Raw genomic sequence first — 25,611 nt, forward strand, 5'->3', positions numbered from 1 at the left:
ATGAATGAACCCGTCTCCGTTATTTTGGTAAATTACAATACGAGCAATTACACTAACAGCTGTATTGAGTCACTGTTAGATTCGGACTATAAGAACCTAGAGATAATAGTTGTAGACAACAATTCCGATTCAAGCGATATACAACAGTTAGAAGAATTTGACAAGACGGAATTCTATTATCTGGAGGAGAACATTGGATTTGCAGGGGCATGTAATTACGGTGCACAGAAGTCGATTGGTGAATTCATTTTCTTCCTTAACAACGATACTGAACTTGAATCCGACACAATATCATTATTAGTGGAGAAGGTTCGGAATCCTGAGGTCGGTGCAGTAACTCCTCAAGTTAGGTTTCACCACAATCAATCTGTAATCGACCGAGACGTAGGTTATTTCGATACGTTAGCGTATGGGTGGCATCCGCGGCAACAAATGGGTGCAGATGAGTTGAAGTCGTCGGAAGAGGTGATTGAGTCCCCTTGGATCTCCGGCTGTGCATTTATGACGACAAAAGATGTTCTCAAAACAGTCGGCTACTTTGACGAAGATTTCTTTATGTACTGTGAAGATCTGGAACTCTCTATTCGCATCAGAAAACGGGGATACCGTCTCCAAGTTGTAAACGATGCTATCGTGTACCACAAATACTCTGCTTCATCAAAGGACGATGTTGAAATTGATCGGAGTTCCTTCCAAATCAAACATCAATCAAAAAACCGAATGAAGATAATATTTAAACACTATCCCCACAAGCACATAGTTGCTTATTTTCCGCATTTGGTTCTTAGTAATGCGTACTGGTGTCTGGTATTGGCGAGCGACGATGGAATATCAAGTGCCGCAACACAGGTCAAAGAATTAATTAAATATTCGTTATTAGGTGTAGTAGACCGGGGAGACCATGGTAGTAATGCCAACTGGATAGAAATGATGACTAAAAATGGTTTTCGAGATTACCTCAACATCGCGTTGAACCGGTCTGAAACGTATAACGAAAACCAATTCTAAGAAGCATCACTACTAAGTAACGTAGAAATAACACTTTCTGGTTGAATCACACCCCACATATTAATACGCCAATTCCACCAACTAAATGACAATGATACACGGAGTTGAAATCAAAAATCTCCAGGTAAATGCCGACGAGCGCGGCCACCTCGTTGAAGTATTCCGCGAAGATTGGGACGAGTACGACATTGACCCCGCCATGTCCTACTACTCGATGACCTACCCAGGTGTCGTCAGAGCCTGGCACCGACACCTCGAAGGCCAAATCGACCACTTCGTCTGCCCGAAGGGTCGTATCAAAGTCGGCGTTTACGACGACAGGGAGGACTCCCCAACCCAAGGCGAGCTTGACACGTTCATCATCGGCGAGCACAACCAGAAAGTCATCCGCATTCCGGGCGACTGCTGGCACGGGTTCAAAGCCATCGGCGACGAGCCGGCGTTCCTCATCAACTACCCGACGAACCTCTACGACTACGAGGACCCCGACGAAGAGCGAATTCCGTACGACGACGATAGAATTCCGTACGACTGGAACGCCGAAATCCACGGCTGAAACCCCGCAGGCGTCTATCGCGGAGTCACAAACATATTTAACATATTATTGGAAAGTCACATCTGTCGATGAAAGGCGTCTTACTCTCGGGGGGGACTGGGTCTCGACTTCGGCCCATTACCCACACCGGACCGAAGCAACTCGTCCCAGTAGCGAACAAACCAGTCCTTGAGTACGCGATCGAGGACCTCAAAGAAGCGGGCATCACCGAGATTGGAGTCATCCTCGGACACAAAGGCCGCGAAGAGATCCAAGACCTCCTTGGCGACGGCTCTGAGTACGGAGTCGAGATTACGTACATCGTCCAGGGGAACCCACTCGGCCTCGCACACGCGGCAGGGTGTGCGAAAGACTTCGTCGGTGACGACGACTTTGTGATGTACCTCGGCGACAACATCCTCAAACAGGGTGTCGTCGATCTCGTCGAAAGCTTCGAATCGGGGGACTACGGAGCAGGTATCGCACTCCAAGAGGTAGACAACCCACAGCAGTTCGGCATCGCAGATGTCGACGCTGAGGGCAACGTCACCCAACTCATCGAGAAACCTGATGAGCCGCCGACGAACCTTGCGCTCATCGGGATGTACGTCTTCTCTTCTGCAGTCTTCGATGCAATCGAACGACTTGAACCCTCCTGGCGTGGTGAACTCGAAATCACAGACGCGATTCAATCACTCCTCGAAGACGGGTACGCGATCGACTCCCACGTCGTCGAAGGCTGGTGGAAAGACACTGGGAAACCAGAGGACATCCTCGAAGCGAATCAACTCGTCCTCGAAGACAAGTCACTCCGAAAGAGCGGAACGGTCGAATCTGACGCAACCGTTGACGGTCGCGTCGAACTCCACGAGACGGCGACCATCGAAGACGGTGCCGTCGTCCGTGGCCCGGTTTCGATCGACGAAGGCTCGGTCATCAAGTCCGGAACCTACGTGGGGCCGTACACGTCGGTCGGTGCCAACTCGACACTCGATGGAGTGCACATCGAGAATTCAGTCGTCATCGGTAACTCGACGATCGAGACGTCCGGTCGAATCGTCGACAGCCTCCTCGGCAAAGGTGCGAACGTCGGCAGTGCAGACGAGTTCCTCCCTGAAGGCCGAAGACTCGTGGTCGGCGAGAACTCTCAACTGAAACTCTAACAATGCAAATCATCACTCAAGCGTGCACGAAGTGCGGTACCATCGTCTCTGCGAACGAACTCGAATCGAATCGCGTGATGAAGTGCCCTGGACTGGGCTGCCAGAACGTCCTTCGGTTCGACGACCTCGCCGCAGACGAACGTGAACACTTCCTCGAAAACAGAGACCGTTACAACATATAGTCGCTGAACGCGCCCTCGATTTCCTCGAGGTCGTCTCTGAGCGTTGGCTGTGGTCGCCCGAGCTCAGCTTCGATTTTCGAGACATCCAAGGACGAATTCTGTGGTCGTGCAGCGTCACGATTGAGGTCGGACATCGAGGACTGGGCAATGAGCGATTCGTCGGAGCCAATCAGTTCACAAATCTGCTCTCCAAATTCGTACGGAGTGACGGCCGACTGACTTGCCACGTGGAAGGTTCCACTATCATTCGCTTCGAGGAGGTCGAGCGTCGCCTCTGCAACGTGGCCTGCTCGACTAGGTGTGAAGCACTGATCTGTGAACAGAGGGACTTCATCACCAGAACTGAGCGTCGAAGCGACCCACTGTGGGAACCCAGTGATACTTTTCGTGTCCCCTCGAGCTCCGTAGACGAACGATAGTCTGAGAATCAACGACTCAGAGTCCGCATCTCGAACAGACTTCTCACCAGCAAGCTTCGAAGCACCGTACTCCTGGACTGGATCGGTGTCTGTATCTTCTGCGTAGTGTTCGTCTGTATCTCCTGCGAAGACGTAATCAGTAGAGAAGTGAACGAAGTCGATATTTCGCGTAGTGCAGACTTCTGCGATCTCCCCTGGTGCGACACCGTTCACCTGTGCTGCAAGCTCTGGGTTCGTCTCGCAACCATCGACGTCAGTGTATGCAGCACAGTTAATCACAGTATCCACATCGTGCTCATCCACGAGTGCTGCGACACGTTCGGTGTCCGTGATATCTAATTCGTGAAGTGGAATCTCGAATTCCGGGGGTTCCGAATGATATCCTCCAACGACGTCAGCACCGCGTTCTTTGAGCGTCTTAACGACGACGCTCCCAAGTAACCCGTTCGCCCCAATAACGAGAGTACGCATGCAACCTTCGTGTCGATGAAAATGTAAATATATGCCGCCTCGAACATTGCACTATGGATATTCTCGTTACTGGTGGCGCTGGCTTCATCGGTTCCAATTTCGTTCGGTTCCTTCTCAACGAACGCAACGATTCTGTCACCACGCTCGACGCGCTCACGTACGCCGGGTCGCGTGACAATCTCGACGGTGTTCTCGACAATCCAAACCACGAGTTTGTGGAGGGTGATATTCGAGACCGTGAACTCGTCAACGAACTCGTGGCAGACGTAGACGTAGTAGTAAACTTTGCTGCAGAATCCCACGTCGACCGCTCCATCAATGGTGCAGAACCGTTCGTGTCGACGAACGTCCAAGGGACACAGACGCTCCTCGACGCTTCGCTCGAAGCCGACATCGACCGCTTCCTCCAGATTTCGACCGACGAGGTCTACGGTGAGATTCACGAGGGCTTGTTCACCGAAGACGACCCACTCAATCCGCGGAACCCCTACTCGGCGACGAAGGCCGGTGCGGATTTGCTCGTCCAGAGCTACCGGGAGACACACGATCTTCCTGTGCTCATTACGCGTACCTGCAACAATTTCGGACCCCGTCAACATCCAGAGAAACTCATTCCGAAGTTCATCAAGCGCGCTGCTGAAGGCGAGACCCTCCCAGTGTACGGTGATGGGTCGAACGTCCGAGAGTGGATTTACGTCGAGGACAACTGCACCGCACTCGACACAGTTCTCCGAGAGGGTGAAATCGGTGAAGTGTACAACATCGGGAGCGGCGTCGAACTCTCGAACCTCGAGACCACTGAAAAGATTCTGGAAGCTGTCGGCGGTTCATCCGACCAGATTGAGTTCGTCGAAGACCGTGCAGGACACGACCAGCGATACGCGATTGATGCGACAAAAACGAAGGAACTCGGCTGGGAGCCAGAGTGGAGCTTCGAGGATGGCCTAGAAGCGTGTGTCGACTACTATCTCGAAACGGATCAGTAGATGTCTGAAGAGATTTTAGAGGAGAGCAAGCCCATACCAGACGATGAGTGGGAGTCCATTGTCCGAAATGTGCCACTGGTCTCGGTTGATTTGGTTGTTCGACACAACGGTGGGGTTGTACTCGGACTCCGCGAGAACGAACCTGCACGGGGTGAGTGGTTTGTCCCCGGTGGGACAGTGATGAAGAACGAGACACTTACTGACGCAGTCCACCGAGTTGCTCGAGAAGAATTAGGAAGTGACGTAACAATCGAAGAGCGACTGGGGACGTTCGAACACTTCTACGACACCTCCGAAATCGAGGGAGTCGACTCGAAGCACTACCTTGCAACCGCGTTCGTCGTTACTCTCGATGCAGACGAACTTCGACCAGATGCACAGCACAGTCAGTTGAAAGTGTTTGAACCACCGTACGACGATGTCCACCCGTACGTCGAGCGGTATCTCACAAAACTAGACTGAAAACACGTCGAGATTCTATTTTCTTCACCTGCAGACCGAAAGCGCCAGCGAGCGGCTTAGTTGTTGAGCGAACCCAACAGGAACGACCCAAACATAACCTGCAATCCCAGCACCACAGCCACAGTCGCAACCACGTCAGCAACCGCAATCGGAAGCGCACTGAAGCCACTCGTCACCCACGTGTAAGCCAGGAACCCACCATAGGCAAGTCCACCGAGCAACACCGCAGCACCAATCGTTGCGCCACGTTCTAACGACAACCGCTTCGTGAACCACGTCGTGAACGGGTCACTCGACCCACGGACAGGGTCGGACGAAACCGTCGCAAACGCACCGAACATCATCAGTTGGAACCCAGCGAGCGTCAGCAGACCCCCACCGATACCGGTGTGAATCCCGAAGGTCGCTCCACCAAGCTCGACGCCAGTCCACGCCAACAACAGCGCCAACAGACCAACCACTGACAGCCCGAACCCTGGCGCAGAGAACAGGTATCCAGGCGCATTGACGAGCATGAACCGAACGTGCCGCCAGCCGTCGGGGAAGCTCTCCAGATTTGCCTCACCCTCGCGTGGGTGGTACGTAATCGGCTTCTCGGAGATCTCCAAGTCCTTCGCACCGGCTTCCATGATCATCTCCGAAGCGAACTCCATGCCGGTCGAGTCGCACTCCATCGTCTCCCAGGCGTCGCGGGTGAACACACGCATCCCGGAGTGAGCGTCACTCACACCGGCTCCGTAGAACACGTTCAGGAACTTCGTCAGAAGCGGGTTCCCAACGTGCTCGTGAAGCGGCGGCATCGAGCCAGGGAGAATCTCGCCCTCCAGGCGGGAACCCATGGCCATGTCCGCCTCACCGGACTGCACGAGCTCGAGCAACTTCGGGAGTTCTTCGAAGTCGTAGGTCGTGTCGGCGTCACCCATCGCGATGTAGTCACCACGGGTGCGCTCGAACGCGTAGAGGTAGGCGTAACCGTACCCCTTCTTGTCGGGCTCGATGACGATGGCTCCCATCTCCTGGGCGATTTCAGGTGTTCGGTCGGTCGAACTGTCGGCGACGACGATTTCGCCGTACACTTGGAGTTCTTCGAGCGCGTTTTTTATGCGGTCGATACACTCGGCGATGCCTCCCTCTTCGTTGAGGGTCGGCATGACGACCGAGAGGGTCGGTGTGATGTCACTGTGCCTCGAGAGGAGAAGCTCGTCACCGCTTTTGTGGACGTCCGCTGCGGACTGTCCGTTGTGGGCCCCCCCAGATTGGATTTCTCCGTCGGAAACTGATTGCAGACTCATATGCTGGTTCTCGTCGCTTTGCCACTGCTGTGTGACTCTTCACACTGAGCGAGAGCCCACAGACTGGGCTGGCGCGTATTATGGAGTACAAGAAAGTACTGGCTTAAAGAGTTTATCTTCTAAGAAGTCTATATTTCTGATAGGTGTTGGGTACAATACATATTGTTCTATGATGCGTTTCCCAGATGCGGTCGACAGAACCCGAGTCCGACGAAGTGGCGCCGACGGCCGCCACGAACGGACGATAACCTCGACCCTGAGTAGGGAGGCGACGTAAAGGTATAACAACGATATGGGCGTTTTACCTCTGACGATTTCACCACTTCGCCTCGGGGGCGCCGCCGTCGATACCCTGGACCCACAGAGTGGGACCTTACTCTGCTCTCGTCTCGATTGCCGACGCGAAGTCCAAACACGCTCGCTTGAACGCCTCCCGAGCGTCATCGTCAACCAACGCCCCCACGGGGAACTTCGTCTCACCATCGACCGGATCGACGCTCGCTGCATCGATCGCAGCGAGGTCTGCATACCATCCCTCAAGCACACGTCGGTCCCACGTCGCTTCGCCCTTATTGTGCATATGTGCGGGTTGCCAGAAGCTAATCTCGCCTTTCGCGTTCACGGTGAACATCCCGTTACTGCCGCCAATTACCTCCCATCGAGCAGTCACACTCACGTTCGCGCTTCCGCCGAAGTCGTACGAGTCGGCTTCGTCCTGGATGAACTCGTAGAGGTCACGAATCGCAGCAGCTTCTCCACGAGAGAGCGTCCCCTCGCGTTCTTTCGCCGCAACGTCCGCCAATAGGTCGTCTTCGTCGTGCGTCGGTCTCGTCGTCGAGGACTTCGCACTCCGAGCATCTTCTGTCTGCCCGTACAACCGCGGGACGAACGCGGTCTTCGACTCGCCCGCGTACTGCTTGACTTCGACACCGAACACCTCGACCGACGAGAACTCTTCGTTGAGGAACTCGATGACACGCTTCAACTCGCTCGGGAGATCGTCAGCGACGAACAGCAAACGAACCTGTCTCGAACGGAGGTTCTTCTCGACGAGCTCCCACACGTCACCTGTGTCGTCTTCGCCGACGACTGCAGTGAGCACCTGTTCGGGAGAACGGCCGTGTTCTTCACACGTCTCGGTAAACTGCTCTCGGAGGTACGCACCATCCCAGTACAGACACGCGTGCGAGATGTAGTCGAGCAGTTGGCCGACGACCTCTCGGCGGATACGGGTATCTTCTGCCCGCTTGACTTCGACGACAGTCGGGACACCATCTTGGTCGATGAACAGGTGGTCGGCAGACCATCGCTCGCCGCCTCCTTTGGCATCAGGAACACTCAGCTCTCGACCGATGAGTGCCCACTGCTTCGGTTCCTGACCGTTCATCTGGTCGCCAGCGAGCAACCGCGGATACTCGACGAGACTCTTCTGGAGGACGGATTCGTACTCGTAGGGCTGTTCGGTCATTTCGATGAGCGTTCCGTCTTCTTCGAGTAAGATTCCACCATCCATCGTATCTGTCTACTCAGATTGAAGGCAACGTGATAAGTTCTGGTACAGTATTGCGTTTTTGACGAGCAGAGTCGCCTAATTCCACAATTCCCGATGTTGTGAGTGAGAGTCGATACGTCCGGACGTCCTGACGACAATGTATACGAGGAGAACAGTGACTTCTGAGATGATCTTACGCCAGATGCTGCTGGTCCACTCATCAACATCCGTCACTGTCCGAGGTCTTCACCCCGCTGTTACTCGGCGCGTGCGTATGCCTGGAGGTCAGCATCAAGTTCGTCTTCGTCGACGCCGAGAACGTGTGCTAGTATCGACGTCGAATAGTCATGTGCTGCCAAATATGCCCCAATAGCGGATGTGCCGCACTCGACGACAGCGATTGGAACGCCCGCTTCCAGACTCGGCTTCCGAATGTTGCTGTACGAGAGTTGCACCGAGTTCGTAGATGCAACCTCGTCACGGAGGGCGCCCCACAGCCGGCCTCGTTCGAGCGGGTCTCGTGATGGCGGATCGTCGCTGTCGACGTTGGGGTCAGCAAACTTGACGACGCCGGGTGGAATGCGTGTCCGAGATACCCCGGTCCGTGACAGGGGAACGAGCGAACGGGTATACTCCCGCTTTGTCGTATGCACACCTTCGGACCGATTGAGCATGTGCGTGTCGACAATCTCTGCGACCGCTTCGACCGAGATGACGTCTGCGACGGCGTCGTCATCAACAGCCTTCTCTGAGTTACGCAGTGATTGTGGTTCAGCTGTCTCGTCGAGATGGTCGAGTGCGGCGGAAACGTGGGCGTTTCGTGGGACATAGTACGCATGCGCAGAGCCCGACGGTTCGTACCGGCCAGTGGTGGTGACTGCAACGAGCGTACCGTCTTCGAATTCGCGGTCGATTTCAAGCGTTCGCATTAGTGGCTCACCTCCTTGAACTCAGTATACGCTCCGTTAAGCACGGTCAGCATGGTGCCGTCGCGAACGAGGAAGACAACATCTAACTCGTCGTGATAACGGGCCTCGGCGTACTCGTACCCCGCAACGTCGATTGGCGAAGCGTCTCCCCAGGCGACAAGCGGTGATGAAAACGGGTCGCCACTACGTTGGACGAACCGAAAGTCAGCGTGGTGGGTCACCCACGGTGTTTGTGTTTGTGTGGTTGGCGCTTCAGTAGGTGGCTGTGCAGACGGCGTCGTGGATGTGTGTGAAACGGACATGGCTATCGCTACGCGAGTGTGGTATTGCTGTGGACGCAGACGCGAACGGGCGGTCGTCCAGGGTCTGTTCGTTCTGTACTCGATACGAGGACTGATACCCACTTAATTGTTTGGGAGAATTATGGGGTTTGAGGGGGTTAAGAGTCCAGAAAACGGCGTTTCAGGTATCTAAATTTCTGGTCTGATGTTATTGTATATTGGCGCGAGAGGGCGTCAAACTCCAGTTCCAAAATTGCTCATTCGCAGGGGGATTCCGTTATATAATTGTATCGGCGTTTCATGTGGCGGTTTTGACCAACTTTGACACACTGCTGTGCGCGCGCCCTCATCGGTGTCAGCACGGGCGATGTTGTTTGGGCCCTCTTTACCGGTTCTTTGTACGGCCATCGTTGGTTCATCTTTTTTGTGTTTTACCCACCGAGGTAGTCACTCACAGGCATAAGGCAACCAGACTAGCTCCCCCAACAGAATCAACTCACCTGAGCTTGCGATCCCGGGAATAAGATTGGCTGCCTTCTTGTTGAGGCGTCAACGACACTCACTGTTTACTTCTATTTCGCCGTCTGAAGAGGAAGTCGGACATATGTTTGACAACTGTTGATGAACGTTCGCGTCTCTCCTGAAACAAGGCCCCTCTACGAGAGCGAGATTTCTATCAACTTGATTAGGACCTCGTTGTAGACCTACTACTCCACCGCCTCCCCAACCCGAACCCATGCCATCACCGCCACACCCACCAACGCCACCAACGGAATCACCAACAACTGCATCGCCAACGCGATACCCGAATCGGAGATGACGAACCCAAGCGCGGCGGGAACCCCTGCAATCCCCACTGCAGACACCACCAACGCGAAACTGTTGATTGGGGCACTGTGCTCGGGAGCGGCCTCGGTCGAGTAGGCTAACAGCGTCGGATACTGCCCCGACAGCGAGAACCCAATCCCAAAGAGTCCCACGAGCACACCGAGTCCGGACGCGACGAAGAACGTGTAGATGACCGACAGCAGGCAAACCACGGCGAGGCCGAGCATCAACTGAACCGACCCAACTCGCGTGGAGAGTTTCCCGGCGACGAACCGCCCGGGGATGTAGGCCACCAACAACACACTCAACGAGGGCGTCACCAGCGCGGCTGGCACACGCCCCGCAGCAAACGTCGTCAACCACGTGAACAACGCACCCTCGACGCCGGTCGACAGGAAGATTCCTGCGGCCATGACGAGCACTTCTGGACGCCGACCAACACGTCGAATCTCAGAAACCGTGAGGACGTCGTCGCCGTCGCCGTCGAGACGAGGTGCGGGAAGCCACCACACGAGGAGTGCGAGCGGGAGGAACGCCACTCCGAGCGTGTAGTAAGCGAGTCGCCAGTCGCCGACCCAGAGCGCCGCCGTAACCACGAGCGGGCCAATCGTCGCTCCAACGGCCCACATCGCGTCGTAGTAACTGAACCACTTGCCACGGTCACTCGGATGTAAGTGACTCAACAGCGGGCGGTCGGTCCCTCGACCGATCCCACCGAACGACCCGCGTGCGAGGAGTGCGACGAGAAAGAAGGCGAACGAGGGGGTAAAGCCAATCAGGAAGACACTGACACCGGTCCCGACAATCCCCACGAGGAAGACCCGGCGAGTGTTCACCCGGCCGGCGATTGCGCCGACGAGTGCGACGAGAACGAGAAAGCCAATCGTCCCTGCGGGCGCGACGAGACCGAGTTGCCAGTCGGGTGTCCCGAACGTCTCTCGAAGCACAGGCACGACCGACCCCCGCATCTGGAGGCTCGCCCCCTCGAGCGCGACGTACGCGAAGATGACGAGGGTCCACCAGCGTCGCGTGTCGGACGCGGGGGCGGCAGTCGTGTCGTGGGCGTGTTCCATTGGTGGTGTGCTTTACCGCCCGACTGAAAGAGGTTCTCGAATCGGCATTCGCTCGTCGGACTCCAACAGTCACGAGCGACAAGGGATTCGTCGGTGAGAAATCCGCTGAGCAGTGGGTGTCGTGGGAAGCGTTCGACATGCTCCGACAGCGTGAAACAAGTCCAGAAGCGCACACACCCAAGATAGACTAGTCTAGTGTGATTCCAGAGTGATGGTTCGTACCCACAGCGAGTTAATCTGCGCTCGAGTGGATACGGACAGTCGTGGTGTCCAGGTCTGGGTGGCCTGTGAGTCGACGCAGCGTGGCTTCCATCGTTTCACCGTCGCGGTTGTGCGACTTGATGAACGCGTGGAACGATTCTGACACCCGGATTGATTTGCTCATTACCCAGTGATTGTCATGTGTTAGCATAAAACTCGTTATCAGACAGAATCGACGACAATCACGAACAGCAGAACGAGCTGATGCAAGAACCGCTCAACGCAACTCGTGATGTGGGGTCGTGTACAACTGCACGTACTCGTTCACGAGGTCGTCTACGCGCTCGCCGTCGACGTTGAACAGCTCTTCAGTCCTCTCGATTGGTTCTGTCGGATAGACGTGCCGTACACTCCCGTACCCGTAGTAGACCTCGACCGGAATCGCAAACCGAACGAGCACCCACTCACTGGGTTGTTCACAGATGTTGTCCGGAACGATGTCCCCTGCGCTGTAACGTGTCTTGCCCATTGTCGTCGAACTCCCTCGTGGAATGTGCTTCAACAGTATCCCCCCCTTACTTGAGATACTGCGTAACCAATTCGACTACGTCTTTAGCTACCACTGACATAATAATTACTCAACCCACAATCAATTACTCACCGAGTCCAGCGGAGACTACCGAACGAGGCAGTGACAGTGCGAAATTTCGCAGACCGCAACCAGTCAGGCTTCAATCAAAATAACCGAACTCCACGACAAATCACGTGACCTGACGGCGAATCGCTCCGTGAGCGTCGAGCTATAATATCCATATGCTCGTTATACCTCTGTTCGACTGGGTCAAAGACCACAACTCAGGAACGCAGCGTTCCAATACCGTTTGGTTCGACGAGTCGTGTTAGTCAGCAACCGTCCAGACGGCGACCTCGATTATCTCTCGGACCGTCACTCCAACGGCGAATACGTACACTGTCTCGATCGGGAGCCCAAGATAGGTAATTCCCGCAACTGCGAGTGACATGAGGACCGCCATGCCAACCCACGCAAACGAAACTTTCCGCTCTGTGACCGACTGCGTGCCCAGCCCAACCATAGACGACCATTCGCGTGGCTTCACTTAAAATATAATTCTGGTGACGAATGTGCGTGTTCGTTCACGTTACACGCTGAAACTCTCGAACGGAAATCCGCAGACACGTCTCCCCCGAAAAATCGACGGACTGCATGGTGAATCACCCAGAAACCAATACCCCGAAAATCCTGATATTCAAAAGTATTATGACGATTCTATTTGTTGATAGACACATGAGTCGACGCCGTAGGCTGAACTCGAAAGGGTTGAGTCTCACATTTTCTCTCATCGTGGTTCTCTCGATGCTCGCAGGTCCGGTGTCTGCGGGTCTCGGGACGACCGCCGATGGGTCTCACCTCACCGATGGTCCGCCCGCACACAACCTCGACACCGTTCCGGACGACGAACTCACAAGCGCTACTGAGAACGTCAGCGTCTGGGATGGTTCGGTGCTGTCGCTTCGACCGAACAAAACAGACCCTGACTTCGACGCGGCAACTGCATACGAAGTGAAGACAGGCAATTCGTTCGTCAAGGACGGCACCACCCTGAAGTCTCTCAATAAGAACCCGATGTACGTCTACACGAAGGACAAACGGGTTCCCTTCACGCTCGACGGCCTCTCGAACGACAAACTCATCGAAGGCAAGACAGTCCAGTTCGTCGCCGCGAAGTTAGAAGCCGGCGCAACGCCCCCGACGTCGATGTCTGACGCCGCGGAGAACTTCATCGACAACGACAACGTCACCTCGTCAGTCATCTCCGAAACAACCGGAACGAGCGAAACTAACGAGTTCTCGTTCACTCCTGATGAGTCTGGCCTGTGGATGGTCGCTGTTGTCGTTGTCGACGATGGCGAGGAAGGACTCTCTGACAGGGACAACGACGGCAATCTCGAGACGAACGGGAACGTCACCGTTGTCGGTGTCGACGGCCTCGCAGTCCACGAGCAGAAGTCGCACATTGTGACCGACCCGCTCGTGGGGCAGGGAGAACGAACCACCATCGACGTGGATGCGTACGGTCTGTCGGGTGAGGTCATCCACACGATTGCAATCTTCAACGAGACGGACCTCAACCAGTACGAACAGACGATTAACGCAACTGACCGAGACAACATCACGGTCGAAACCCAAATCGCCGAAGTCAACGGCTCGGCAAACCTGACTTCGGATACGATAATGGGCGTGAAGCTGGGTAAGCAGTCGTTCTCTGGCACCGAGACAACTCTCTCGGTGTTCGACCGCCTGAACGACTCGGTCTCGCAGTCGCAGGTTGATGGCGTCACCGTCGTCGAACCGAAGGCGACAGTCTACGCGACGGCTGTGACGAAGGTTGGACCTGCAAAGACCTCAATCGAAGTTCCTGTTCCGGAAGGCCCAGACGGGGACTACGTCGTGATGCACGTCGCAACCCAAAACGGCACGACGAAGACGGTCTCGAACCGCACGCGACTCCGTGTCTACGGGTCGACACCGTGGGTCCGAGTCGTCCCGGATTCAGTCACCATCCCGGATGCAGTCGTGGAAAGCAAGGGCTTCGAGGTCAGCGTCCAGATGAAAAACTACGGGACGAAGACTGGCAAGTGCCAGGCCGAGCTCAAAGCAAACGGAAAAACCATCGACACGCGGTGCGCTAAACTCGGCCCCGCTGAAAAGAAGACCATCACCTTCTCCGGATCTATCGACACTCCCGGAACCTACGACCTGAAGGTCAACAATGAGTTCATTGGAACGATCACCGTGACCGAAGCCGAAACCAGCGGTGGCGGTGGCGGCGGCGGTAGCGGTGGCGGTGGCGGTGGCGGTGGCGGCGGCGGCGGTGGAAACGCTGGCCCACCACCGAAAGCCGACGGCACCTACGACAGTAAGACGCTCTCATTAGAAAAGAGATTCAATGCCTCGCTCCCCGACGGCCGCGGCGTGAACAGCCTGACCATCAGGTTCAGCGAGAACGTCCGTGGACAGGTCCTCGTTCGTGAACGCCAAGGGGTTCCCGGTAGCATCGGCATGCCGGCCGGGAAACCAGTCAGCTGGCTGCAGATCGACGTGCCCGATGCAGTCGAAGACAAACCGGCGACGCTCACGCTCTCGGTCAAAAAGAGCAAACTGAAGGAACTCGGTGTGACCGCCGAGAGCCTCAAAGTGGAGCGCTACAATGACGAAACTGGTGAGTGGGAAGTCTTGGAGACTGAAATCGTCAGCGAATCCGGAGCTGTCGTAGTGATCAAGGCCGAGACGCCCGGCTTCTCCTACTTCGCAGTTACCGGAAAGCAGGTCGATGACAGCGAATCGACGCCGACGGAAACACCGGTCACCACGACCGACGAGTACGAACCAGACGAGAAGACGACCACGACGAGCGAGAAGACGAAGACGACTGATGCGACCACGACGACGAGTTCCAGCATGCCTGGCTTCGGTGTCTCGGTCGCCGTCCTCGCACTCCTCGCAGTCGCGCTCGTCGCGGTCCGTCGCGACTAACGACTACCGCAGTACGCGGCTTTCTTTTCGAGTGCAGTCTCGATACGTGAACCAACCCTCGCGAAGCAATGGCCTACAAGTTTTTACGGCGGGTCGCGCAATCGTAGTTTGATGCTACGTCCCCGTATCTCGATTTCTGTGCTCATAGTCGCCGCCCTCCTCTTCGCGGCTGTCGCACCTCTCTCGCTCGGGGCGGCCGAAGACTACGACATCGATATCGATGGTTCCATCGATACCGTCGACCGGTCTGTCTCGACGTCGTATGGCGAGTTCACTGTCACCGAAGTGGGCCGTGCCAATACCGGTGACAGCGTCACCGTCTCAGTCACTGCACTCGCCGACGAATCGTATTCGATTACCATCCTCGACAGCCAACAACGGATTCGTCGAAGCCGAACCGCGAGCGGTGATACGACGGCGACGTTCGACACCGCGGGGATGGAAGCAGGAACCTACGCTGTCGCAGTCGGCAACCAGTCGACTGACGATGTGTACGAAGTCGAACCACTCGTGATTCGAGCGTACGATGTAGTGCTCAACTCAAACAATACTGTCGAGGAAGATTCCAGTCTCGATGTAACTATCGAACTCGATCAAGTCGAACCTGGTGAGCCAACCGAAGCTGTCCAGGTTGCTCTTACGAGCGACACGAAGCACGTTACAGTCGATGCAACGAAACGTAACGATTCGGCCTACACCGCGACAGTTCCTGTCAATGAGTTCGCCCCTGGCGACTACTCGATGTATGCAGTTGTTCGCTCTGACGACACAGCTCTTGGCGAAAAAGAACTCGTCGGCGTGAGTGACGAGGCGACTGTCGAAGTCGTCGAACGCTCCACCGACGAGTCCGACGAGTCGTCGTCCGGTGGCGGCAGTTCGTCTGGGTCGACCGGCAGCGACACGACCGAGACGCCGACAACCACCACACAGACAGCGACTCCGACAGACACGCAGACGCCGACCGAAACAACGCAGACTGAGACGACCGAACCCACCGAAACCACGACGAAAACGCAGACCACGACTGCATCGACGCAAACGACGGCGACGACGGACAACGTCGTCACGCCGAACGAGCAGACGACACAGGAACCCACGACGTCGTCAGAACTCCCGAATACAGCGCCACAGGTCGTCTTCGGTCTCCTCGTCGTCTTCGCAGTCACCCGGCGACTCGCGTCCAACTAACTCGCTTCTCCGGTTACCCCGTCCCTGGTTCTCTCACACTCGCCGAACAGTACTCACGACTGAATACGGGGCCGTCTCTGTCGTCGCGAGATTCGGTTGTACGCCCAGATTCCGAACGCGACGACAGCCAACACGTACTGGACGTTGAACTGTGGGTCACCAACCGAGTTTACCACACGAATCCACGGTGGGACGTCATCTGCGGGGTACACCGTCGCTGGGAAGGCTGGCCACAACAGGAACGTAAGCACGTCCCAGTCACCGGCCAACAGAAGTCGGTACGTGTCGCCGATGTAGTGCGAGAGCGTTCCGACCGTGAACGCGACAGCATACTCACCGTAGCCTTCCCGCCACCCCACGAACGAGACGACGGCTAACACGGGGAGCATGACGAGCAACGAATGGCCGAGCGAGCGACCACTGACGAGGACGCCGTAGTACGCGAGTGGCTTGTCGATGATGTCGGGTAACTGCGAGCCTAGCAGCGCCGCGGCCAGCATCCACCCAGTGGGGAGTGCACGGCCTCGCAGACGCCAGACGAGTGCGACAGAAAGATAGCCGAGTGCGAGGTGACCGATTGGGAACACTACCAGAACCCAGTCCACCGACGGTAATCAACGGTGTGGTCGAAGTGACTCCAGACTGAACTCACTCCGATACCCATTCGGCAGCTGACACAGTAGGTATATGTCACGTCACTCATCATGTGGTGACATGGCTGATTCGGTCGCTGACCATCGTCTTCGCTCTGCAGACGAGTCCTCCTTCGCCCTCCACTGCCAGAACGTCGTTCGCGAGTACTCACGTGGGTCGGCGTCGATGTTCTCGTCGAGAGGTGACGTGCCGACTGTCCGTGCACTCGACGGCGTCTCCCTCTCTATTTCGACTGGCGAGTTCGTCGCCATCGCCGGCCCGAGCGGAAGCGGAAAGTCGACCCTCCTCCACCTCCTCGCTGCCCTCGACACACCGGACAGTGGCGATATCTCTGTCGCCGGAACCGACGTCACCTCACTTTCGTCACGAGGCCGCACCACGCTCCGACGCGACACTATCGGCATCGTGTTCCAACACTTCCACTTGCTCCCTTCGCTCTCTGCACGAGGGAACGTCGCACTCCCGCTCATCGAACGCGGTGTGCCGAAGCGCGCCCGTCGTGAACGCGCTGTCGAACTGCTCGAACAGGTTGGACTCGGCGACCGTGCTACCCACAAACCGGGCGAACTCTCGGGTGGTGAACAACAGCGTGTCGCCATCGCCCGTGCGCTCGTCTCCGACCCGGATGTTCTCGTCGCCGACGAACCGACCGGCGAACTCGACACGGAGACAGGGCATCGCGTCCTCGACTACATCGAACAGACTGCGGACGAACGCGCAGTCGTCGTCGCCACCCACGACCAGCACGTCATCGACCGCGCCGACCGCGTCGTCCGCCTTCGAGACGGAGTCGTGGTGAACGATGGGTAGGCGCCACAGACTGGTCGGCATCTTCGGGCTCGCCGGCCGTCGGATTCTCGGCCGACTCCGAACTACGTCGTCCAAACAGGTCCTCCTGAGCGTCCTCGGTGTCGCACTCGCGGTGACACTCATGACGACGGTCAGCGGGATTGCACTCGGCGTCGGTGCCGAGAACGCGATTCAAAGCGAGGGTGTCGACTACTGGGTCGTCCCCGAGGCGAGTACGGCCTCGTCGGTCGCGGTCTCGGTCGGGAGTCCACAACTCGGTGAGACCCACTCGATAACCGAGCGCCTGCGAAGCGACGAGCGTATCGATTACGCGACGCCAGTGCAGACGCAACTTCTCAAACTGTCATCGCCCGATGGGTCGACACAAGAGTACGTCCTCGCCGCCGGAATCATCCCACCGGACGAGCCGACGACGGTCGTCGGCGTCTCGACGGCCGAACTCACACCGGGTGACCCTCACTACGCTGATGGGATGTACGACGGTCCACGAACCGGCGAACTCGTACTCAACAGCGCCGGTGCGGAACTGCTCGGTGTCTCGGAAGGTGACGAAGTGACCGCGATGGTTGGTTCTTCGAACGCAACGTTCACCGTTGTGGACGTTCGCGACGGCGACCTGTCGAGCGGTGTGGGGCCGGTTCCGGTCGCGCTCGTTCACCTCTCAGAACTTCAGACGATGACTGGGTCAACACAGGGTGACCTCGCTGACCAACTCCTCGTGAGTACGGACTCACCGAGTGTGAAGTCGGACATCGAGAACCTCTACCCACAGACGTCTGTGGTCACCCAGACTGGACTAGCCGTTCGCGGTGCCTCCACGTCGAGTCTCCCACTCGCGATGGCGGCCGTCTCACTCGTCGTCGCCGTCCTCGTCGGCGTGCTCTTCGTCGCGACGATGATGGGACTCGAAGTCAACGCCGACCGGAAGAACCTCGCCGTCCTGTCGGCGGTGGGCTACCGAACTGGCTCGCAGACCCTCCTCGTCGTCGCCGAAACGGTCGTCGTCGCAACTGTCGGTGGTGTCGTCGGCGTCGTCACCGGTATCGGCGGCATCTACCTGACGAACGCACTCACACAGGAACTCCTCGGGGTCAGTGTCGCGTTGTTCGACCCGATTCTCGTCGTGTACAGTGTCGGTGTCGCAGCCGTAATCGGGCTCATCTCGTCGGTGTATCCGGCGTGGTTGACGTGGCGAACGCCAACGCTGGAGGCGATGTCTCATGACTGAATCGACGCCCGATTCGGCACGGTTCCCACGACTCGCTCGCACTCGTGCTGCGGCCGGAATCGCCGTCTCACAACTCAATCACGCGCGTGGACGGACGGTCCTCACCATCCTCGGAATCACGCTCGCCGTCCTCGCAGCGACACTCCTCGCTGGGACCGGACTCGGCGTCATCGAGACGGGCCAGCAGAAGTTCGACTCTGCCGGCAGAGACATCTGGATGACCGGCGGCCCGGTCAAATTCTCGCCAACTGGCGTCGGTGGCTTCGAGAACACCATCGTCGATTCGCACCAACTATCAGCAGACCTGCAGTCTCGTGACGACGTTCGGGTGGCGGTGCCGATGGCCTTCCAGACAGTGTACGTCAAATCCAACGAGTCCGACTACGAGACACTTGTCGGCGTCGGCGCTCCCGCCCGCGGCGGGTCGGTCCAGATTACCAACGGCTCGGGATTCAGTTCGACCGACGTTCACTACGCCGACGGCAACTACTCCGGACCGATGACGCACGAAGTGGTCATCGACCAGCGCACGGCCGAGATGATGAACGTCTCTGTCGGCGACTCGCTGTATATCGGCGGGACCACCGGTATCGCCCGCCAAAACGAGTTCACTGTCGTCGGAATCTCTCCGACGTTCTCACGGTTCCTCGGCACGCCGAGCGTCGTCGTCCACCTGAGCGAACTCCAGGAAGTCACGGGAACCACTGGTGCCGACAAAGCGACACTCGTCACGCTCACTGTCGAGGATGGCGTCAACCCAGAGAACGTCGCGACCCAACTCGAAGAAGCGTACCCGAACTACGACGTTCGGACTAACGAAGAACAACTCGCCGAACTCCTTCGCGACCAGGCGGTCATCATGGCGGCAGGCGGCAGTCTCGTCTTCCTCGCACTCTTCGCGGGGCTTGCACTCACGGTGAACATCCTGCTGTCGCACGTGTATCACCAGCAGCGCGAGTTCGCCGCGCTCAAAGCACTCGGCACGTCTTCGTCGACGCTCTCTTTGACCCTCGTCTTTCAGGCACTGTTCTTGGGGACGATTGGTGGTCTCCTCGGCGTCGCGTTGAGTTTCCCGGCCGCACGTGGACTGAATCGCATGGCCGAACTCGTCGTCGGATTCGGCGACATCGTCACGCTTCCGATGACCATCCTCGCCGGTGGGTTCGCCATCGCGTTCGTCATGAGCGTCGTTTCGTCACTCGCGGTCAGTCGGCAGATTGCAGGTATCGAACCACTTGATCATCTGTGACGAGCAGCTGATTGGTCGCTGCCGACTGGGGTGAGATATTCTTGGCTCTGTTGAGCTATTCGGAGTGTGACAGGTGTAGCGTGCTGAATAGAGAGGGTTTGTGCAGCAGACGGTCCCTTTTCAATTCACCCCACTAATAGTGAATCAACTACCTGTATAATTGTGAACGGGTCGGATGAACAAAGGTTACTAAGCAGATGAGTTCATTTCAATTGATACATGGTGTCGGGGAAGCTAGAAAGACGGGCAATAAAATTAGCTGCACGTTCGGAGGGTAATATCAAGGCTACGAGATTACTAAACTGCGGGTCAGGCATCTTGCGGCGTTTGTTTATACGTGGTTTTCTCCATGATAAGCCGATACTTGAGTATCTCAGTCAGGACGAACAGCCTCACTACTTCTGTTATAACAATGTGGAGGGTGTCAAAATCGGTGAAATAAGAGAAAAGCCCGGGTGGATAGGAACTTACCGTAGTTGCATGTGGGTCACTAACAGAGGGCTCCATTTCACGGTAGGCAAGTCTAGCGGCGACTTTCACTATTTCTTATCATTCAATTCGGTTCAGAGCGTAGAGGCTAATAACGGAGTGAGAATAAACAAGTTCGTTTTCGAGACAGACGAAGGCAAGGTTCGATTCCCGACTATACCACTGTTTGACATCGATCCAGTTGCGAGCTTCATCGAACAAAAAATCTTGGCCCGAAAGGAGATGGCCGGCAGGGGGGCAGCCCGTAAGAAGAAGGCGGCCCAAATGGAGGTCAAGCCATTTCAATCGGCCGAGAATACCGGTGAGGTCTCTCTCACAACGCTCCAGCAAATGGACGCGTATGATTTCGAGTATATAATCGCACGAGTTTGGAAAAAACGAGGCTGGGAAACGCAGGTGACGAGTGGCTCGGGGGATAGAGGAGTCGACATCACCGCCGTTAAGAGCGACCCGTTTGAGCAACGTCAATACATCCAAGTAAAACGCTACGCCGCGAATAACAAGGTTGGAAGCAATGAGATTCAAAAATCCTCCGGCCTCTACGCACGGAACGAATCGGTTGATGCTGTCGTCGTTGTGACGACGAGTGAATTCACGAGTGAGGCGCGAAAAATCGCGGCGAACCGGAATGTGAAACTCATCAACGGAGCCCAGCTAATCAAGATGATCAAGCGCCACGACATCTCTGTCACATAAAGGTCATATGCGGAAATGGAGACAATTTTTTTTAAATACAACCGAACGCGTCGATGCTCAGTACATTTCAGTGGCCGATATGCGCCCTGTATTCAGCACGACCGCTGAAACCTCATCAATCGCTGTCAGGAGAGGCGTGACACAGACAGAGGATCTATTCGTCAGAGCGCTACCTATACCGGAGGCGGGATTTCAGTAAGGTGTTAGCTACCACAAGACATTTTTGCAGGTGGCGTCCGGTTCCAAACTGCTTATGCCACTCTCTCGCCGGGAGATTCTGAGAGCTGGAGGGGTGTCAACACTGGCTGGACTTGCAGGGTGTCTGAATTTCGGAGGTTGCGCCGAAACGGCCATCTTTGAGATGGTTCAGACCTCTGATTCGGAGGTCACACAGCGACTCTCCACGCCGGCCATTCGGATTGGGCCACTCGGACGGCGACTCGTTCAGTCCGCCATCGATGCCGACATGACGACCTATACCGCGTGTGAGCAACTGCTCCAGAACGGCGTCTACGTCCTCAATGAAGACTACTACCAGGTGACGACGACGGTACGGGAGACGAAACAGGGAACCAGGTATGATGTCGAATATAACTTCACCTCTTCGGAGACGACAGAGACCCCATCGGCTGCCGAAGTGATTACCTTTGATGACCTACCCACCGTTGATCAGCAAGCATTACTGCATGGTTTTCTCAACTATACTCTTGGGAAAAGGGGTGCGACAAAGGATACACAGTTAGGACAAATCAGTGGGAGCAGTTCAATCTGTTATCATACTGATGCTGCGCGGGAGGCTTCCGTTCTGGTTCCGACTGCCCAATACACCTACATCAAGCACGGGGAATCAATTATTCAGTTAGCTGTTAACGAATCATTCCAGGCGACGAGCAAGACCTTCCAGCTAGAGGCACGGAAGATTGCCTCCTCGCCTGCGATGTTTACCCAATACGCGTATCAAGAACTCTTGGGTGAGACAGTAAATCTCGATCAAAAATCACTCACGCAAGAACAGCAGAATATCCTCAGTAAGTCAATCGTGGAGGGTGATAATTGGGAGTCTCAAGGGTATGAGACGTGTTCCGAGGACGCATCACCGGCCTTTGAGAACCTCATGCAGATGATCTTCGCTACCGGGGAATACCAGGATCAACCGGTCCTGTGGGAAAACGAGCAGTATCTCGCTAACCGGTATTGGCAAGTCTGACATCGACTCAGACAAGGTAAGAATCCGGTTGACTAATACCAATTCGCGTCTATCTCAAACGATTCCTAACTGATGGGTCGCGCTGAGTTCCTGCGAGATACGCGCTCTCTATTCAGCACGACCACAGGAACCTACCCGAACACCGTCAGAAGATGCATGCTGAATAGAGATGATGTATTTGTCAGTTGGAACTCGTTGGTGCGGCTGGCCCTACGCTAGTCAGATGTAGAGAACCGATATTTCTTCAGAACGCCTCCTTCCTGTATGGTTACTAGACGAACATTTGTGATTGGAGGGGCAATACTGGCTGTGGTCGTACTCTTGATAGGCCTCGCAGTCATCGGACCGTCGGATTTCTTCCTTCCCGAACAGTCCACACAGGTCGATGAGCAGTCGATTGACGGGGACGCCGAGGTGCTCAAGCGCGGTTCGTTTGTCGGAGTCTCTGGCCACGACGTTACAGGTACAGTACTCTTGATGCAGGACGACGAAGGGCTGTTTCTTCGGTTCGAGAATTACAGTCAGACTCAGGGGCCGGACGTGTTCGTCTACGTGACGCCGTCCCCGACGCCAGACACGGGAGCAGAGATTACCGCTGGTACCAAAGTCCCCCTTGATGGTGGAGCCGATGACGGAGAGAGTACGAAGGAAGGTACGTTCACCCAGCGACTCCCCGACACTGTCAGCGCCGAGGACCTCGATGGTGTTGGTATCTGGTGCGAGAGATTCTCCACTCCGTTCGGATACGCTGAACTCTCTCTCGAGTCCGGATAGGCACCTCTGAGCGCAGAGAAAACAATTGCTGAGGTTTTCTCCGATGAATATGCACCCTCTATTCATCACGATTTTAACAAACTATCAGCAACTGAAGCTTCCAACAACCTCACATTCTCCACCAAGCGATAGTTTAGTTACCCTCGACTGTTCACGACTGCGTATGGCAACGGCACGACGTGAGCGCTTTCTCCGCGCACAACTCGCCTGGATGCTCGGAGCGACGCTCGTTCTCGTCCTCCTCGACTCGCTATCGTACGAGTTGGTGTTCGTCGTGTCACTCATCGGCTTTCTCGTCGTCGTCGAACTCACCGCGCCCATCTCGGTGACGCCGACGTGGCGACGGCGTCTCCTGTGGCTCATCGGCGGCGGCCTCGTCGTCTTCGGCTACATCGTCGTCCAGCGAATCCTCGAAATCCTCCCACCGGGGGTGTTCTAACGTGCGCATCGGGTCACGAGAAGTCGGCTACCCCCATCTTCTCGTCGCGGGGTTGCTCCTCGCGATGCTCCTCGGCGTCGCTGTCGGCGCCAGCACCTCGGCGTCGACCTACGGCGCGTTCAACCCTGCCTGGGACGGCGGCTCCGGTATCCGCGACGTGGCGACGGATGCGAAGATGGAGACGACCATTGCGTACAACACGACTACCTACGGTGAGGTGCGTGAATCCCGGACGGTCGCGTTCGTCGTCTCCCCAGAGTCGGGGTACACAGATGCAGAGGCCGCCCGACTCGAATCCTTCGTCCAGAACGGTGGAACCCTCGTCGTCGCCGAGGACTTCAGACCACACAGTAACGAACTACTCGCCCAACTCGGCACCCAGGCACGCATCGACCAGACCCCGCTTCGAGACGACCGTCACCAGTTCAAGACTGGGGCGTTTCCGATTGCGACACACACAGCGTCGGACCCACTCACTCGTGACGTAGACCAACTGACGCTGAACCATCCAGCGACCGTTTCGGCGAACGGGTCGACCGTCCTCGTTCGCTCGTCGAACTTCTCGTATCTGGACCGCGACGGTGACGCGACACTCGACGAGAACGAGACACTCCAGTCGTACCCCGTGGTGACCGTCGAACGCATCGGAGACGGTGAAGTCGTCGTCGTCAGCGACCCCAGTCTGTTCATCAACTCGATGCTCGAACAGTCTGACAACCGGGCGTTCGCGGACGCACTCGTACAATCACACGACACATTGCTCGTCGACGTCTCACACGTGGACGAACGACCGCCGGTACAGGTTGCACTGTCCATCCTTCGCGATTCGCCGCTCCTCCAGTTGGTCTTCGGCGTCACCGCGCTCGGCGTCCTCGTCGTCGTCGCACGACGTGGTCGAGTCGAGTCGTAACGGGTCCGAGCCAGCACACCTGCCGGAACTCGTGACGTATCGGAAGACCGCAATTATATGTGACTCCCGTCTACAGTACAACAAGAATGCATTCGCCCGAAGAGATCTATTCGGCCATCCTCGACGAGACGTCACAGCTGCTCGTCGGGAACGAAGACGCGATTGAGGGCCTCACAATCGCGTTACTCACGAATGGGCACGTCCTCCTCGAAGGTGTCCCTGGGGTCGCCAAGACGACGATTGCGAATCTCTTCTCTCACGCGGCGGACCTCGACTTCCAGCGGATTCAGATGACGCCGGACGTCCTTCCTGCGGACATCACCGGGACGCACATCTACCGCGAGAACCTCGGTGAGTTCGACCTCCAGCGCGGCCCAGTCTTCTCCAACGTCGTCCTCGCGGACGAAATCAACCGTGCGACGCCGAAGACGCAGTCGGCGCTGTTAGAAGCCATGGAAGAAGGACAGGTGACCATCGAGGGAGAGACACTGCAACTCCCCCACCCGTTCATGGTAATCGCGACGCAGAACCCAATCGAGTACGAAGGCACATTCAACCTCCCGGAGGCACAACGCGACCGCTTCCAGTTCAAAATCATCATCGACCTGCCGGAGCGCAAAGACGAACGCGAGGTGCTGGAGCGCTTCCATCGCTCACCGTCACTCAAGCCCGCGGACATCACTAACGTCATCACCGACGCCGATATCGGCACGGCACGGAACGAAGTCAACGACGTCCACGTCGACGACAAGGTGTTCGACTACATCCTGGACCTTGTCGAGGCGACGCGCACCCACCCCGAAGTCGAGTACGGTGCCTCGCCGCGTGCATCGCTCGCGTTCTTGCGTTCTAGCAAGGCCGCCGCAGCGATTCACGGGCGTGGCTACGTGATTCCGGACGACGTCAAGCGACTCGCACCGCTCATCTTGTCACACCGACTCGTCCTCGGGACGGAAGCGGATATCAGCGGGCGCACACCACGCGAAATCGTTAGGGAAGTCGTCGACTCAGTCCCGACGCCTGATGTCGAACCAGCTGAATCACAGAAACCGCCAGTCGCAGGCGACGACTGAGGCGAGGGGTTCAGCG

The 25,611-nt window shown here is 56.5% G+C and carries 27 protein-coding genes; 18 read left to right on the forward strand and 9 right to left on the reverse strand.

Features of this window, described 5'->3' with window-relative positions:
• From GJR98_RS05510 to GJR98_RS05525, 4 genes are all read left to right on the forward strand, one after another.
• Positions 1-1,008: a glycosyltransferase family 2 protein gene (locus GJR98_RS05510; RefSeq protein WP_151136257.1), complete on the forward strand. Its 1,008-nt coding sequence runs from the start codon at positions 1-3 to the stop codon at positions 1,006-1,008.
• 85 nt (positions 1,009-1,093) lie between these two features.
• Positions 1,094-1,564, forward strand: a complete 471-nt coding sequence (locus GJR98_RS05515; protein ID WP_151136259.1) for a dTDP-4-dehydrorhamnose 3,5-epimerase family protein — start codon at positions 1,094-1,096, stop codon at positions 1,562-1,564.
• Between the two features lie 68 nt (positions 1,565-1,632).
• A complete protein-coding gene (locus GJR98_RS05520; RefSeq protein WP_151136261.1) occupies positions 1,633-2,706 on the forward strand; it encodes a glucose-1-phosphate thymidylyltransferase in 1,074 nt (357 codons plus the stop codon).
• 2 nt (positions 2,707-2,708) lie between these two features.
• On the forward strand, positions 2,709-2,888 hold the full coding sequence (locus tag GJR98_RS05525; protein ID WP_151136264.1) for a hypothetical protein: 180 nt from the start codon (positions 2,709-2,711) through the stop codon (positions 2,886-2,888).
• On the opposite strand, the gene rfbD is transcribed toward GJR98_RS05525, so the two are convergent.
• Positions 2,876-3,778: a dTDP-4-dehydrorhamnose reductase gene (gene rfbD, locus GJR98_RS05530; protein WP_151136266.1), complete on the reverse strand. Its 903-nt coding sequence runs from the start codon at positions 3,776-3,778 to the stop codon at positions 2,876-2,878. The two genes, GJR98_RS05525 and rfbD, sit on opposite strands and share 13 nt — an antisense overlap.
• Positions 3,779-3,831: 53 nt before the next feature.
• Here rfbD and rfbB point away from each other — a divergent pair, with 53 nt between their 5' ends.
• Both rfbB and GJR98_RS05540 read left to right on the forward strand, forming a co-directional pair.
• Positions 3,832-4,764, forward strand: a complete 933-nt coding sequence (rfbB, locus tag GJR98_RS05535) for a dTDP-glucose 4,6-dehydratase (protein ID WP_151136268.1) — start codon at positions 3,832-3,834, stop codon at positions 4,762-4,764.
• Complete coding sequence (locus GJR98_RS05540) at positions 4,765-5,226, forward strand: GDP-mannose mannosyl hydrolase (RefSeq protein WP_151136270.1); 462 nt, start codon at positions 4,765-4,767, stop codon at positions 5,224-5,226.
• 56 nt (positions 5,227-5,282) lie between these two features.
• Here GJR98_RS05540 and GJR98_RS05545 read toward each other — a convergent pair whose 3' ends face one another.
• The 4 genes from GJR98_RS05545 to GJR98_RS05560 all read right to left on the reverse strand — a co-directional run bounded on the left by GJR98_RS05545 (position 5,283) and on the right by GJR98_RS05560 (position 11,121).
• The gene (locus GJR98_RS05545; RefSeq protein ID WP_151136272.1) at positions 5,283-6,518 is read right to left on the reverse strand and encodes a glycosyltransferase family 2 protein; all 1,236 of its coding nucleotides are present in this window, start codon (positions 6,516-6,518) and stop codon (positions 5,283-5,285) included.
• A 373-nt stretch (positions 6,519-6,891) separates the two neighbouring features.
• Entirely contained in the window at positions 6,892-8,031 is a 1,140-nt protein-coding gene (locus GJR98_RS05550) for a hypothetical protein (protein ID WP_151136274.1), read from the reverse strand.
• 236 nt (positions 8,032-8,267) lie between these two features.
• The gene (locus GJR98_RS05555; protein ID WP_151136276.1) at positions 8,268-8,939 is read right to left on the reverse strand and encodes a hypothetical protein; all 672 of its coding nucleotides are present in this window, start codon (positions 8,937-8,939) and stop codon (positions 8,268-8,270) included.
• Positions 8,940-9,927: 988 nt separating this feature from the next.
• The gene (locus tag GJR98_RS05560; protein ID WP_151136278.1) at positions 9,928-11,121 is read right to left on the reverse strand and encodes an MFS transporter; all 1,194 of its coding nucleotides are present in this window, start codon (positions 11,119-11,121) and stop codon (positions 9,928-9,930) included.
• Between the two features lie 5 nt (positions 11,122-11,126).
• On the opposite strand from GJR98_RS05560, the gene GJR98_RS05565 reads away from it, so the two are divergent.
• Complete coding sequence (locus tag GJR98_RS05565) at positions 11,127-11,312, forward strand: hypothetical protein (protein WP_151136280.1); 186 nt, start codon at positions 11,127-11,129, stop codon at positions 11,310-11,312.
• Positions 11,313-11,353: 41 nt separating this feature from the next.
• On the opposite strand, the gene GJR98_RS05570 is transcribed toward GJR98_RS05565, so the two are convergent.
• The 3 genes from GJR98_RS05570 to GJR98_RS05580 all read right to left on the reverse strand — a co-directional run bounded on the left by GJR98_RS05570 (position 11,354) and on the right by GJR98_RS05580 (position 12,416).
• Complete coding sequence (locus GJR98_RS05570; protein WP_154269704.1) at positions 11,354-11,506, reverse strand: hypothetical protein; 153 nt, start codon at positions 11,504-11,506, stop codon at positions 11,354-11,356.
• Between the two features lie 93 nt (positions 11,507-11,599).
• Positions 11,600-11,851 (reverse strand): hypothetical protein, encoded by a 252-nt coding sequence (locus GJR98_RS05575; protein WP_151136282.1) that lies wholly within the window; start codon positions 11,849-11,851, stop codon positions 11,600-11,602.
• Between the two features lie 370 nt (positions 11,852-12,221).
• Positions 12,222-12,416, reverse strand: coding sequence for a hypothetical protein (locus GJR98_RS05580; protein ID WP_151136284.1), 195 nt, complete (start codon positions 12,414-12,416; stop codon positions 12,222-12,224).
• A 212-nt stretch (positions 12,417-12,628) separates the two neighbouring features.
• Here GJR98_RS05580 and GJR98_RS17450 point away from each other — a divergent pair, with 212 nt between their 5' ends.
• Both GJR98_RS17450 and GJR98_RS05600 read left to right on the forward strand, forming a co-directional pair.
• Positions 12,629-14,878, forward strand: a complete 2,250-nt coding sequence (locus GJR98_RS17450; RefSeq protein WP_191965424.1) for a PGF-pre-PGF domain-containing protein — start codon at positions 12,629-12,631, stop codon at positions 14,876-14,878.
• Between the two features lie 108 nt (positions 14,879-14,986).
• The gene (locus tag GJR98_RS05600; protein ID WP_191965425.1) at positions 14,987-16,066 is read left to right on the forward strand and encodes a cell surface protein; all 1,080 of its coding nucleotides are present in this window, start codon (positions 14,987-14,989) and stop codon (positions 16,064-16,066) included.
• A gap of 53 nt (positions 16,067-16,119) precedes the next feature.
• Here the strand turns inward: GJR98_RS05600 and GJR98_RS05605 are convergent, their stop codons facing one another.
• Positions 16,120-16,653: a metal-dependent hydrolase gene (locus GJR98_RS05605; RefSeq protein ID WP_151136286.1), complete on the reverse strand. Its 534-nt coding sequence runs from the start codon at positions 16,651-16,653 to the stop codon at positions 16,120-16,122.
• Between the two features lie 127 nt (positions 16,654-16,780).
• Between GJR98_RS05605 and GJR98_RS05610 the strand changes: the two genes are divergently transcribed.
• The 9 genes from GJR98_RS05610 to GJR98_RS05650 all read left to right on the forward strand — a co-directional run bounded on the left by GJR98_RS05610 (position 16,781) and on the right by GJR98_RS05650 (position 25,595).
• Positions 16,781-17,530 carry an ABC transporter ATP-binding protein gene (locus GJR98_RS05610; RefSeq protein ID WP_151136288.1) on the forward strand — a complete coding sequence of 250 codons (750 nt, stop codon included), beginning with the start codon at positions 16,781-16,783 and terminating at the stop codon, positions 17,528-17,530.
• Positions 17,523-18,758, forward strand: a complete 1,236-nt coding sequence (locus tag GJR98_RS05615; RefSeq protein WP_151136290.1) for an FtsX-like permease family protein — start codon at positions 17,523-17,525, stop codon at positions 18,756-18,758. Before GJR98_RS05610 ends, GJR98_RS05615 begins: the two co-directional genes overlap by 8 nt.
• Entirely contained in the window at positions 18,751-20,007 is a 1,257-nt protein-coding gene (locus GJR98_RS05620; protein ID WP_151136304.1) for an ABC transporter permease, read from the forward strand. The genes GJR98_RS05615 and GJR98_RS05620 overlap by 8 nt, the downstream gene beginning before the upstream one ends.
• A gap of 414 nt (positions 20,008-20,421) precedes the next feature.
• The gene (locus tag GJR98_RS05625; RefSeq protein ID WP_195759375.1) at positions 20,422-21,192 is read left to right on the forward strand and encodes a restriction endonuclease; all 771 of its coding nucleotides are present in this window, start codon (positions 20,422-20,424) and stop codon (positions 21,190-21,192) included.
• Between the two features lie 253 nt (positions 21,193-21,445).
• Complete coding sequence (locus GJR98_RS05630; RefSeq protein WP_151136309.1) at positions 21,446-22,399, forward strand: hypothetical protein; 954 nt, start codon at positions 21,446-21,448, stop codon at positions 22,397-22,399.
• Positions 22,400-22,663: 264 nt separating this feature from the next.
• Positions 22,664-23,173 (forward strand): DM13 domain-containing protein, encoded by a 510-nt coding sequence (locus GJR98_RS05635; protein ID WP_151136311.1) that lies wholly within the window; start codon positions 22,664-22,666, stop codon positions 23,171-23,173.
• 163 nt (positions 23,174-23,336) lie between these two features.
• The gene (locus tag GJR98_RS05640) at positions 23,337-23,612 is read left to right on the forward strand and encodes a hypothetical protein (protein ID WP_151136312.1); all 276 of its coding nucleotides are present in this window, start codon (positions 23,337-23,339) and stop codon (positions 23,610-23,612) included.
• Position 23,613: 1 nt separating this feature from the next.
• Positions 23,614-24,522, forward strand: coding sequence for a DUF4350 domain-containing protein (locus GJR98_RS05645; RefSeq protein WP_151136314.1), 909 nt, complete (start codon positions 23,614-23,616; stop codon positions 24,520-24,522).
• An 86-nt stretch (positions 24,523-24,608) separates the two neighbouring features.
• Positions 24,609-25,595: an AAA family ATPase gene (locus tag GJR98_RS05650; RefSeq protein WP_151136316.1), complete on the forward strand. Its 987-nt coding sequence runs from the start codon at positions 24,609-24,611 to the stop codon at positions 25,593-25,595.
• The last annotated feature ends 16 nt before the right edge of the window (positions 25,596-25,611 follow it).

Origin of the sequence: Haloferax marinisediminis, from assembly GCF_009674585.1 — an archaeon.
Taxonomy (GTDB): domain Archaea; phylum Halobacteriota; class Halobacteria; order Halobacteriales; family Haloferacaceae; genus Haloferax; species Haloferax marinisediminis.

Bases quoted from the DNA above. Each gene is read 5' to 3' on its own strand.
- GJR98_RS05510 (WP_151136257.1), top strand. From the start codon at position 1: ATGAATGAACCCGTCTCCGTTATTTTGGTAAATTACAATACGAGCAAT.
- GJR98_RS05515 (WP_151136259.1), top strand. From the start codon at position 1,094: ATGACAATGATACACGGAGTTGAAATCAAAAATCTCCAGGTAAATGCC.
- GJR98_RS05520 (WP_151136261.1), top strand. From the start codon at position 1,633: ATGAAAGGCGTCTTACTCTCGGGGGGGACTGGGTCTCGACTTCGGCCC.
- GJR98_RS05525 (WP_151136264.1), top strand. From the start codon at position 2,709: ATGCAAATCATCACTCAAGCGTGCACGAAGTGCGGTACCATCGTCTCT.
- rfbD (WP_151136266.1), bottom strand. From the start codon at position 3,778: ATGCGTACTCTCGTTATTGGGGCGAACGGGTTACTTGGGAGCGTCGTC.
- rfbB (WP_151136268.1), top strand. From the start codon at position 3,832: ATGGATATTCTCGTTACTGGTGGCGCTGGCTTCATCGGTTCCAATTTC.
- GJR98_RS05540 (WP_151136270.1), top strand. From the start codon at position 4,765: ATGTCTGAAGAGATTTTAGAGGAGAGCAAGCCCATACCAGACGATGAG.
- GJR98_RS05545 (WP_151136272.1), bottom strand. From the start codon at position 6,518: ATGAGTCTGCAATCAGTTTCCGACGGAGAAATCCAATCTGGGGGGGCC.
- GJR98_RS05550 (WP_151136274.1), bottom strand. From the start codon at position 8,031: ATGGATGGTGGAATCTTACTCGAAGAAGACGGAACGCTCATCGAAATG.
- GJR98_RS05555 (WP_151136276.1), bottom strand. From the start codon at position 8,939: ATGCGAACGCTTGAAATCGACCGCGAATTCGAAGACGGTACGCTCGTT.
- GJR98_RS05560 (WP_151136278.1), bottom strand. From the start codon at position 11,121: ATGGAACACGCCCACGACACGACTGCCGCCCCCGCGTCCGACACGCGA.
- GJR98_RS05570 (WP_154269704.1), bottom strand. From the start codon at position 11,506: ATGAGCAAATCAATCCGGGTGTCAGAATCGTTCCACGCGTTCATCAAG.
- GJR98_RS05575 (WP_151136282.1), bottom strand. From the start codon at position 11,851: ATGGGCAAGACACGTTACAGCGCAGGGGACATCGTTCCGGACAACATC.
- GJR98_RS05580 (WP_151136284.1), bottom strand. From the start codon at position 12,416: ATGGTTGGGCTGGGCACGCAGTCGGTCACAGAGCGGAAAGTTTCGTTT.
- GJR98_RS17450 (WP_191965424.1), top strand. From the start codon at position 12,629: ATGAGTCGACGCCGTAGGCTGAACTCGAAAGGGTTGAGTCTCACATTT.
- GJR98_RS05610 (WP_151136288.1), top strand. From the start codon at position 16,781: ATGGCTGATTCGGTCGCTGACCATCGTCTTCGCTCTGCAGACGAGTCC.
- GJR98_RS05615 (WP_151136290.1), top strand. From the start codon at position 17,523: ATGGGTAGGCGCCACAGACTGGTCGGCATCTTCGGGCTCGCCGGCCGT.
- GJR98_RS05620 (WP_151136304.1), top strand. From the start codon at position 18,751: ATGACTGAATCGACGCCCGATTCGGCACGGTTCCCACGACTCGCTCGC.
- GJR98_RS05630 (WP_151136309.1), top strand. From the start codon at position 21,446: ATGCCACTCTCTCGCCGGGAGATTCTGAGAGCTGGAGGGGTGTCAACA.
- GJR98_RS05635 (WP_151136311.1), top strand. From the start codon at position 22,664: ATGGTTACTAGACGAACATTTGTGATTGGAGGGGCAATACTGGCTGTG.
- GJR98_RS05640 (WP_151136312.1), top strand. From the start codon at position 23,337: ATGGCAACGGCACGACGTGAGCGCTTTCTCCGCGCACAACTCGCCTGG.
- GJR98_RS05650 (WP_151136316.1), top strand. From the start codon at position 24,609: ATGCATTCGCCCGAAGAGATCTATTCGGCCATCCTCGACGAGACGTCA.